A 10,406-nucleotide genomic window follows, 5' to 3' on the forward strand; every position below is an offset into this window, starting at 1 on the left:
TACGATAAAAGACAGAAAAATCCTTCTTTGAAATGCTATGAGGAAGCTCCATGAACCGACGTTATTTTTTGCGTCTTTGCGGAAAGACGCTTGCCGCTCTCGGCTTTGCACACCTTCTCCCCGTGCAGGCGGCCGCTGCGTCCGGAACGGCGATCCGCACACCGCGCCAAATCATCACCAAAGACATCGCGAGGAGCCGCACGATCCTGTGGGATGCGCCAGAGCTTCCCGCAACGGCGCGCGTCGAGCTAAGGCGCGGCGATGCGGTCCGCTCCTTCGACGCCGCCTACGAATGGCTCGACCTTCCTGGAGGCGAAGGGCTTTACCACTATCACACGACGGTAGGCGATTTGACGCCACACACGTCTTACGCCTATCGCATCCGCATGGATATGGAGCAGACGGACTGGCTGCCGCTCACGACGGAAGCAGGCGATGATGCGCCGTTTTCGGCGCTCATCTACGCCGACAGTCAGTGTTCCGATTTCTCCATCCTGCAAAATTTCCTCGATGTGACGATGCAGCGCCATCCAAGCGCCGCATTTTTCGCGATCGACGGGGATCTCGTCGACAACGGCGAACTCGCTTCCTACTGGACGAACTTCCTTGACGTCCTCTCCCCCTACGCGAGCCGCACACCGTTTGCTCCCGTCATGGGCAACCACGAATGCTACGGTGCGGACTGGAACAATACGTTGCCAAAAGGCTATTGCAGTGCGTTTGCCGTTCCGGAAAACGGCAGTACCCGCTTCCCGCGTTACTACTACTCGTTTGACTGCGGCGCCGCGCACTTCATCGTCCTCAACACGCAGTTCCAAGAGCTCGACGGCCTTCGGCCCGGGCTGCATGCAGAGCAGCTCGTTTGGCTCAAGGCGGACTGCAGGGCGAGCCAAAAAACGTGGAAGATCGTGCTCATGCACAAGGACGTGCTCGCCTATGACGAATGGCAGCCCGGCACGGGGCACGATGGCGGCATCAGCGACGTCGGCAATGCCTTCATGGCGGCATTCGATGCGCTCGGCATTGACCTCGTGCTCACGGGGCACATGCACACCTACCGCAATCGCGGCCATATCTTCGCAAAAAAGCCCGCCAATCATGGGCCCTTCTACATCATGTCCGGGCCTGCGGGCGACCAACGCTACCACGTGCCGCCCGATACCATGTACGACCGCCATGCGATGCGCCAAGACAATGCATCGGACTTCCGCAACTACCTCGTGCTGGATGTCGATTCCAGGAAGCTCGCCGTGACATGCCGTCAGGAAAACGGCACAATAATCGACCGCGTGAATTTGGAACAATCTCGGTGAACAGTGAAACATATTGCATGAAGCAAAAAACAGTGTGACCGCATGACATGGTATCATGCGGTCACGCTGTTTTGTAGGTTATAATTCTAACTACGGCTTGAACATCTCAATACGTGTCAAACATCCGTTGGATTTCATCAAGATCCTGTGTCTTGGTAAGCGCAAGCTGCAGTAGAATACGCGCCTTTTGCGGATTGAGCGTATCACCGTTCAGAAAATGCTCTGCTGTCCATTCTGCTGAACTCGCAACAACCATGCCATTGCCGACGCGTGAGCTCCGAACAATAACAACGCCTGCTTTCTGCGCATCGATCAGGCCGGGCTCTGCATCTTTATGAATACTACCCATGCCGCTTCCTGCATAAACAATTCCCTTGGCACCTTGATGCACAGCGGCGTCGATCAAATGGCGATCATCGTTTACATGAGTATAGATGATATCCACGCGGGGCAACTCCGTCAAGCCGGATACATCGAACTCCGTGTGCTTCGTATGGCAACGCGTCGTCTCTTTATAGAAGTATGGCTCGCCGTTTGCAAAGTAACCCAAAAGCCCAAGCTCCGGTGATTTGAACGTCGCAACATTTTCTGTCGAAGTCTTTGTCACGTCTCGCGCGCCATTGATTTCATCGTTCAATGCGACCAAAACACCTTTTCCAACTGCTTTTGGCGAAGCAGCTAGCTTGACAGCATTGAGCAGGTCACTGGACCATCGGCACTGATTGCCGTGGCCGGGCGCATCGCGCCAACCAATACAACAGGCTTGTCACTTTTCACGACAAGATTTAAGAAATACGCTGTTTCTTCCAGTGTATCGGTCCCATGCGTAATAACGATTCCTTTGATATTCGGATTGGCGAGAAGCGCATTGCAGCGCGTTGCTAGCTTTAGCCAAATATCCGTCGTCATGCTCTCGCTGCCCGTATTCGCAATCTGTTCCCCATGCACAACCGCTATGTCATGAATCGCAGGAACGGCCTGTAAAAGTGTATCGATCCCCAACGCGCCTGCTTTATACCCCGTCATTTGCGTATCCGATGCAGCTGTCCCTGCAATCGTGCCGCCCGTCGCTAATATTTCAATTGCAGGAAGCTCTTCCGCTGATGCAGCGGGGGAAAACGAGCATGTAAGCCATGCTACCATAGCAAACAATCCAAATGCGTTTCGCCTCATGTACAATCGCCTCTCTCTTCTGATATCTCTATATGTTCTGCCCACATTCAAATGAGCGGTATCCCATGTCCAAATGCACCTTCCATCCCACAGACTTTTGCTGCAAATGTTGCCCCGGCTCGCATCGCTTTTCGAATGTGCATGGCCATCTCTGAGACGGAACCTGCAATGAACTTGCCATTTGTATCGCGCAGGAGCGAGGCCAAAAGCGCTGACAGATAGGAATCGCCTGCACCCATCGTATCCTTCACATATTCTGCTCGCACAGATGGCTGGTAATACCAATCCCCATGATAGAGGATATGCGACCCTGCTTCTCCGACAGTGCCAACCACAATCGCGACGCCAAGATTTGCCAGTTTCATCATCTCCTGCGTTCGTTCTTCCTCCTTGAGATTTGCGCAGGACAGCACGCCCACTGTCAGGAACGGGGCAATCGCGCGCAGCACATCGTCATTCCATCTCGTCGAGAAATCATATACAAGGGGAACACCCGTCTTGTGCAAAAGCGGCAGATCGTCTTCGATGTAACTGTTGAGGTTCGTATAAAGCAGGGAAAAACATTTCATGTAAGCAAAATCATTGTCCTGAAAGGCATACGGGTTCTCTTTTGCAATCCCTCCTTTATTGGATCCTAGAAACACGCGTTCATTTCCCTGCAATGTGACTTTTGCATATCCGTTTTCGCCCTCAAAAAACCGCGAATGGCTATAGTCTATTCCCAGTTCGTCCAACACATCACAGTTGTGATGCGCTACTGCATCTGAACCAAATTTTCCTAAATAGGCACTGTCCATGTGGTTCATCTTGGTATAAACTGCCGTATTGAAACTTTGTCCACCAGGGTACATCATGCCACGCGATAAATATTTATCTGCCACATTGTCCCCAATCGCCAATATTGAAATCGTTTCCATACTCCGTACTCCATGTCAGTACGCTACCTTCCACATATAGCGACGTGTCGTAAGCGGGTGCTGACGCACCTCGGCAAGTGCCTTATTGTAGACAGGATAGACATTATTAAACAGGGAATGATTGAAATAATCGACGACCGAGGCATCAATAGTAGAAAGCCCCATCTCTTTCGCATCCAACACTTCCACACGCTTTCCATAGGTATGAAGGAATTTCAATGCACGTTCGTCGAGGGCACGCGTCGAGCCTTCCGCAACCTGCACCACAAAGGGGATTTCCCTGTCCGTGATTTCAAACGGGCCATGAAAGAATTCGCCCGAATGGATACATGCCGAATTGATCCACTGCATTTCCATGAAAATACAAATGCTCTCCAAATAAGCAGACCCCCAGCTCGCACCGCTTCCCATCGTATAAATGACCGTATCGTCCTTATGCGAATCGGCAAATACCTGTGCCCGCTTGGCAACCTGCACACACGCCTTTTTTACAATGTGATCAATCTTTGATACGCCGTCCATGAAGGCTTCATAGTTCGAATAGCCTTCCGTCTGCTGCAGCGTTTCGACTGCAATAAGAAGCCCGGCAATCGTCTTTTCCCCTGCAATATCCTTATCATCGCCAAACGTATACGTCAATACATAATCACAATGACGTGTCAACTCCGAATCAAGCAACCATGTTAAGCCGATGACCGTTGCGCCTGCTTCCCGTGCGACGCGTGCCGCCTCAATCGACTCAGGTGTATTTCCCTTATGCGAGACAACCGCGACAATTGAATTCTCCCCGAGTGCATTCGGCAGGCTATGGACGAATTCATTGCTGCTGTATAGTGCTGTCCTAATGGTCTTTGCCTCTTTTTCCATGAACGACTTCGCTGGATAAAAGGCCGCATAGGATCCGCCGCAGCCAATGAAATAAAGCTGCTTCACGCCGCCGACTTCTTCCTTCTCCTTAATAATCTTCGCAATAACATCCTTCGCATTCTGCATAATAAAACCTCCTATAAAAAGCGACTAAACACAATGCGGAAAAACTCATCCAAGAACCATTTTCCCAATCAGCGTTGCCATGATGACCGAAACAACGACATTAATCAGACCGGGGCGCATATAGCTGTGATTCAAAACGAATTTGCCGATATGTGTCGTTTTCGTGTCATCAAAGGACAAACCGGCAATACATTGCCCCGCGACCGGAAAAAAGAAATAACCGTTCACAGCTGGCCATGCGCCAATCAGCAGGTAAGCAGGCATCCCAAAGGCAAGTGCCAATGGAATCAGAATCAACGTCGTCGCGGCTTGGCTTGTTATCAACGCCGATACGATGAACATCATAACAGGCAGGACAAATACATTGTCCGTCATATACATGGAAACATTTTCCTTGATGAAGCTCATCTGCCCGTTTACAAACGTATCACTCATCCAGCAAAGCCCAAAGGCGCAGATTACAGCGAGTGCACCTGAACGAAATACGGAGCTCTGCAGGATTTCCCCTGCCTTCGGCTTGCACGCAAGGACAATGATTGCGGAAAGAGAGAGCATGAGAATCTGTATGGTCTGCGACATAGAAATAGTCTTCACCGCGCCATTGCTGTCTGCGAAGGCAGGCCGAAGCTCTGGAAACGTCCCCATCAATACGACCAATACGGTGCCAAGGAGGAACAATACGACCGAGCGCTTTGCATTTATTCCAAAAACTTTCTTCTCCGCTCTTGATGATGCATTCACCGCCTTTACGAGGCCTTCTACGACACGCGCTTGATAGATCGGATCATCTTCCAATTCGACTCCCTTCCGATAAACGGAAAGCGCACCTAGTACAACACCTATGAGCGTAGCGGGCACACAAATCATTATCAGCGTTCCCATGCTTACGCCGAGCGGCGCCATAAATCCGACCATCGCCGCCATCGCAGCGGAAATAGGCGATGCCGTGATTGCTTGTTGCGATGCAACAACCGCAATCGAGATGGGACGCTCTGGTCGCACCTTGTACCCTTTTGCCACTTCCTGAATGACAGGCAACAGACTGTATATTACGTGTCCCGTTCCTGCAAGAAACGTGAAAACATACGTTACGAGCGGAGCAAGCACAGTGATATGCTGCGGATATTTCCGAAGAATTCGTTCCGCAATTGACACGAGGAAATCGAGTCCGCCGCAAACCTGCAATGCAGCAGCCGACAGGACGACAGACAGAATAATCAGCATGACATCGATAGGCGGCGAAGTAGGCTGAACATGGAATACGAACACTAAGACTGCCACGCCAAGCCCGCCAGCCAAGCCAAGAAAAACATCGCCGATTTTTGCGCCGTAAAACAGCACAATCAGAACGAGCAGCAACTCCAACCAAAACATAGCATCTACTCCCCCTTTTCGAAATATGGTTCTCCTTTCGACATATCGAAGCCTATTTGTAATCTATAATCATAATAACATTATATTACATTTAAGTCAATACAATATAAATTAAAATAGGTTTAAATGCATTCTTCTTTATTAAGTGCACAAGCAACACGGAAATGTGCAAAATACCGAAAAGAATGGTATGATTAGTGTATATTTTGCAATCAGGAAAGGAGCACCATTATGTGTCTTAATGCAAACAGCTCTGAACCACTGTATCAACAACTGGAACAAACATTAAAAGCAAAAATCGAACATAATCAATGGCACAAGGGAGATAAACTGCCAACCGAACTGGAATTGAGTCGACAATACGACGTTAGCCGCATTACGATACGCAAGGCACTCGACAGTCTCGTAAAAAGCGGCTACATCGTAAGAAGAAGCGGAAAAGGCACGTTTGTAACAAATGAGAAAATCCAACGTCCCATATCCGGCGCCAGCAGTTTTACGGAAATTTGTCATGCAATGGGATTAGCTGCAGGTGCAAAGACAATCAAATCTGTATTTGAACCCCCCGATGGAATGGATAAAACATTTTTAGGACTGAACGATGATAATCGCATCATTTGTATCGAACGCATACGTTCCGCAGATCAAGTCCCCGTATCAGTTGAGATTTCTCACTTTAAAGAAGACTTTTCCTTTCTTCTTTCCGAGGATTTGACAAATCGATCCATGTATGACCTAATCCGCTCCAAACACCACATCGAATTCGACTGCAGCCGAAAAACAATTGAGATTGTCTTTGCAACTTACGAGCTTTCCCAGTATCTAAACGTATCGAACGGATATCCGCTGCTGCTCATCTGCAGCACTCTCGTATCAGCCGAAAGCCGTTTACCGATTGGGTTCAATCGGCAATATATTTTAGGCGACCGTTTCCGCTTGACAATATAACAAACCTATACAAAAAATTTTGCATGAAAAAAGCATTCCCATAGCCTTTTGGCTACAGGAACGCTTTTTTCATGACTGCAACGGAAACTTGAACCTGAATCTTTACTCTTCCGCACCTTCCGCATACGCCTCGACGGCGGCGCGGCAAACGTCTGTGCGGAAGCCGCTGCGGTAGAGGCTTGCCATCATCTTCCGCTTGTCGGCGCTGCGTTTGTACTTAAGCGCGAGCGTGCGCAGGGCGGCGCGTTTTTCGCGCTCGTAGGTGTCTGCGGGCACGCAGGATCGGATGATGTCTTTCGGAAAGCCGCGCTGCATGAGCTTGCGGAAGATTTGGCGCACGGAGCTGCGGCTCTCGTTGTAGAGGCATGCAAACTGGCCTTGGCAAGCAGAGACGTCATCGAGATAGTGCATTTCTGCAAGGCGGTCGATTGCCGCCTGTATCGCTTCCTCTTCATAGCCTTTTCGCGTGAGCTTCTCGCGGATCTTTGCCACGCTGTACGATTGGCGCGCGAGCATGTCGACAGCAGCGACGAGCGCGGTCTTCACGGGCTTTTGGGGCTTTTTCGTCCATTTCACGTCGAGCTTCGGCGTCTCCTCGCCTGCCTTACTGCACATTTGGCGCTGCGGGCGCATCTGCCACGGGTGCCTCTCCCGCAGCTCCCGCCGCCTCCGTTTCTTCAGCAGGCACGTTCAGTACCTTCTCGCGGATCTTCGCCTCGATCTCATCGGCGAGCCCAGGCTGCTCGCGGAGCACCTGCTTCGCGTTCTCCTTGCCCTGTCCGAGGCGTGTGCCGCCATAGGAGAACCACGCGCCGCTCTTGTCGACGATATCGAGCGCGACGCCCATATCGATGAGGCTCGAAAGGCGCGAGACCCCCTCCCCGTACATGATGTCGAACTCGCAGAGGCGGAACGGCGGCGCGACCTTGTTCTTGACGACTTTGATGCGCGTGCGGTTGCCGATAACATCCGTGCCCTGCTTGAGCGTGTCGATCTTGCGCACGTCGAGGCGGACGGATGCGTAGAACTTCAACGCGCGGCCGCCCGTCGTCGTCTCGGGGCTGCCGAACATGACGCCGACTTTCTCGCGGATCTGATTGATGAATACGGCGACGGTGCGCGACTTCGCGATGATGCCCGTAAGCTTGCGCATCGCCTGGCTCATGAGGCGCGCGTGGAGACCGACGTGGCTGTCGCCCATCTCGCCTTCGATTTCTGCTTTCGGCACGAGCGCTGCGACGGAGTCGACGACGATGATGTCGATCGCGCCGCTGCGGACGAGCGCGTCGACGATGTCGAGCGCCTGCTCGCCCGTATCGGGCTGGGATATGAGCAGCTCATCGATGTTGACGCCGAGCTTCGCAGCATAGACGGGATCGAGCGCATGCTCCGCATCGATGAACGCAGCGACGCCGCCCGCTTTCTGCGCCTCGGCGATCATGTGGAGCGCGACCGTCGTCTTGCCCGACGACTCGGGCCCGTAGACTTCGATGATGCGGCCGCGCGGCACGCCGCCGACGCCGAGCGCAATATCGAGTGGCAGGATGCCTGTCTGTATGACTTCGATGTTCATATTCGCCTGCGCGTCGCCAAGGCGCATGATCGATCCTTTGCCGAAGTCCTTCTCGATCTGCTGCAGCGCATTCTCGAGCGCCTCCTTGCGATCCATCTGTCGTCCGATTCCCTTATCTGCTGCCATCTGCCCAAATACCCCTTTCAACCTTTCATTTCATACGTCCATTATATAAAACATTTGTTCCTCTTGCAAGAAAAACCTTTGTGCCTTACCCCTCGCGGCGCACGACGACGCGCGAGCCATTGACGGAAATGACGCGGACGCGCGCGCCCTTTTCGAGGAACGCTCCCTCGGAGATGACGTCGACGGGGCGGCCGGCAAGATCCGCTGAGCCAGACGGACGAAGTTCCGTGAGCACCGTGCCGACGACACCGACGAGTGCATCGTCCTGCACGGCGCTCACGTAGCCGCGGCTCGATGTCGATTGATCGCGCAGTACGACCTTGCTCCAAAGGCGGCTCGAAGGCAGGCGGTTGACGATGAGGAAAAAAGCCAGGATCGCGGCGACGAATGAGATGAGCATCGCTGCGAGCGCATTGACGTCGCCGCCGAGCGAGAGCACGACGCTGTAAAGCAGCGCAGCAACGCCGACCCCCGCGAGGAGCCCGACCGTCGGCGATAGGAGCTCAACGATGATGCAGAGGATGCCCACGAGAAACATCCCGATCTCATAAAGGCTCGCGAGCCCTTTGACGTACTGGCTTCCCCAAAAGACGCCTGCCGCGACAAGCCCGAGCATGATGCCGGCACCAAGCCCGCCCGTCTTGATCTCGACGAGAACCGCAAAGAAGAGGATCGCGAGCATGAGCATTTGCAGGATCGGCATATCGACAAAAGTCATAATATCTCCCCCTTTTCCCCAATCATTCCTCATTGTCTTATTCCACGCCTGACCAAAATTTCCTGTTTGCGCTGCGATGCGAAAAGCGCACACAAAAACGCCTTCCCTTCGCGTGCGCGAAGAGCGCAGCACGGAAAAAGGCGTTTCACGCAAGCGATGGGGACTCAGCCTTGCAACATAGACTTCACGAGCGCGTTGACAAGCTTGCCGTCGGCGCGCCCCTTGACCTTCGGCATGAGAACGCCCATGACTTTGCCCATTTCCTTTGGCGTCTTCGCGCCCGTCTGCTCGACCGCTTCCTTCACAAGTGCGCGGACTTCGTCTTCCGTAAGCTGCTTCGGCAGGTATGCCATGAGGACGTCGATTTCCTTCTTCGTCTGCGCAACGAGATCGCTGCGCCCGCCCTTTTCAAACGCCTCGACGGAGTCGCGGCGCATCTTGACTTCCTTGCTGATGACGGCAATGACTTCCTCGTCGCCGAGCGCCTTATGTCCGCCATCGATCTCCGCCTGGCGGATGGCGCCGCGCACCATGCGGATGACGGCAAGACGATCCTTGTCATGCACCTTCATCGCCGTCTTCATGTCGGCTGTGAGCTGATCTTTCAAAGACATCGTAATTCCCCCTCCAAAAGAAACAAGGCACCTGCGAGACTGGCTCACAGGTACCTTGAACGGTTTGAATCCACGCGCTTGGGAATCATTTCGTGCTTCCCTTAACGGAACTTACGCTTGCGAGCTGCCTCAGATTTCTTCTTGCGGCGAACGCTCGGCTTTTCGTAATGTTCACGCTTTCTCACTTCCGCGAGCGTGCCGGCCTTCTGGGACATACGCTTGAAGCGGCGGAGAGCACTGTCGATCGATTCGTTCTTTCCAACCTTGATTTCGTTTGACATCTATTTCCCCCCCTCCACGTCTCGGGAGTTTGTGTTTAACATTACACCATACCATTATACGGCAAGGAAGCATACTCTGTCAACACGCGTCCCACTCTCTTTTTTGGGGTTTGTAGGTTTACAATACATGTGTTACAAAATCGTCATGAAAAGAGGACGCACCTTGTGGTATGCTTTTAAGGAACAAAATCAAAAAAGCAAAGGAGTGGCCTCTCATGAACAGAATCGCACAAGAAGCAGCCTTCCGTCTAGCCGTAGTTCGGTATGCCGAACGGCACGGCCCATCAAGGGCGGCCATCTAGTACCGTGTCTCTCGCATGACGGTGTATCGTTGGCGCAAGCGTTACGATGGAACGAAGGAATCCCTTGTTCCTAG

At 52.6% G+C, this 10,406-nt stretch carries 12 protein-coding genes and 1 pseudogene; 3 read left to right on the plus strand and 10 right to left on the minus strand.

Translation table 11 applies throughout. The features are described 5' to 3' along the window. Positions 1-50 precede the first annotated feature (50 nt). Positions 51-1,313: a purple acid phosphatase family protein gene (locus HMPREF1985_RS09710; RefSeq protein WP_021772432.1), complete on the plus strand. Its 1,263-nt coding sequence runs from the start codon at positions 51-53 to the stop codon at positions 1,311-1,313. Positions 1,314-1,419: 106 nt separating this feature from the next. On the opposite strand, the gene HMPREF1985_RS11745 is transcribed toward HMPREF1985_RS09710, so the two are convergent. Genes HMPREF1985_RS11745 through HMPREF1985_RS09730 form a run of 5 tightly spaced genes read right to left on the minus strand, consistent with a single transcriptional unit; the run spans position 1,420 to position 5,761 of the window. Beyond that, positions 1,420-1,959, minus strand: coding sequence for an asparaginase domain-containing protein (locus HMPREF1985_RS11745; protein ID WP_021772433.1), 540 nt, complete (start codon positions 1,957-1,959; stop codon positions 1,420-1,422). Between the two features lie 32 nt (positions 1,960-1,991). After that, the gene (locus HMPREF1985_RS11655) at positions 1,992-2,486 is read right to left on the minus strand and encodes an asparaginase domain-containing protein (RefSeq protein WP_021772434.1); all 495 of its coding nucleotides are present in this window, start codon (positions 2,484-2,486) and stop codon (positions 1,992-1,994) included. Positions 2,487-2,533: 47 nt separating this feature from the next. Next, positions 2,534-3,403, minus strand: coding sequence for a PfkB family carbohydrate kinase (locus HMPREF1985_RS09720; RefSeq protein ID WP_021772435.1), 870 nt, complete (start codon positions 3,401-3,403; stop codon positions 2,534-2,536). 15 nt (positions 3,404-3,418) lie between these two features. After that, a complete protein-coding gene (locus HMPREF1985_RS09725) occupies positions 3,419-4,396 on the minus strand; it encodes an SIS domain-containing protein (RefSeq protein ID WP_021772436.1) in 978 nt (325 codons plus the stop codon). 45 nt (positions 4,397-4,441) lie between these two features. Further along, entirely contained in the window at positions 4,442-5,761 is a 1,320-nt protein-coding gene (locus HMPREF1985_RS09730) for an anaerobic C4-dicarboxylate transporter family protein (RefSeq protein ID WP_196805399.1), read from the minus strand. Positions 5,762-6,001: 240 nt separating this feature from the next. Between HMPREF1985_RS09730 and HMPREF1985_RS09735 the strand changes: the two genes are divergently transcribed. Then, entirely contained in the window at positions 6,002-6,718 is a 717-nt protein-coding gene (locus HMPREF1985_RS09735; RefSeq protein WP_021772438.1) for a GntR family transcriptional regulator, read from the plus strand. 102 nt (positions 6,719-6,820) lie between these two features. On the opposite strand, the gene HMPREF1985_RS09740 is transcribed toward HMPREF1985_RS09735, so the two are convergent. The 5 genes from HMPREF1985_RS09740 to rpsU all read right to left on the minus strand — a co-directional run bounded on the left by HMPREF1985_RS09740 (position 6,821) and on the right by rpsU (position 10,030). Further along, a complete protein-coding gene (locus HMPREF1985_RS09740; protein WP_231385196.1) occupies positions 6,821-7,234 on the minus strand; it encodes a regulatory protein RecX in 414 nt (137 codons plus the stop codon). 88 nt (positions 7,235-7,322) lie between these two features. Next, a complete protein-coding gene (recA, locus tag HMPREF1985_RS09745; protein ID WP_051349111.1) occupies positions 7,323-8,387 on the minus strand; it encodes a recombinase RecA in 1,065 nt (354 codons plus the stop codon). A gap of 115 nt (positions 8,388-8,502) precedes the next feature. Then, entirely contained in the window at positions 8,503-9,135 is a 633-nt protein-coding gene (locus tag HMPREF1985_RS09750; RefSeq protein ID WP_040637609.1) for an NfeD family protein, read from the minus strand. 164 nt (positions 9,136-9,299) lie between these two features. Next, complete coding sequence (locus HMPREF1985_RS09755; protein ID WP_021772442.1) at positions 9,300-9,749, minus strand: GatB/YqeY domain-containing protein; 450 nt, start codon at positions 9,747-9,749, stop codon at positions 9,300-9,302. A 101-nt stretch (positions 9,750-9,850) separates the two neighbouring features. Further along, positions 9,851-10,030 (minus strand): 30S ribosomal protein S21, encoded by a 180-nt coding sequence (gene rpsU / locus HMPREF1985_RS09760; protein WP_021772443.1) that lies wholly within the window; start codon positions 10,028-10,030, stop codon positions 9,851-9,853. A gap of 305 nt (positions 10,031-10,335) precedes the next feature. On the opposite strand from rpsU, the pseudogene HMPREF1985_RS11850 reads away from it, so the two are divergent. Next, positions 10,336-10,406, plus strand: a pseudogene (locus HMPREF1985_RS11850) (helix-turn-helix domain-containing protein); the annotation flags it as partial.

It is taken from the genome of Mitsuokella sp. oral taxon 131 str. W9106 (assembly GCF_000469545.1).
Taxonomy (GTDB): Bacteria; Bacillota; Negativicutes; order Selenomonadales; family Selenomonadaceae; genus AWVT01.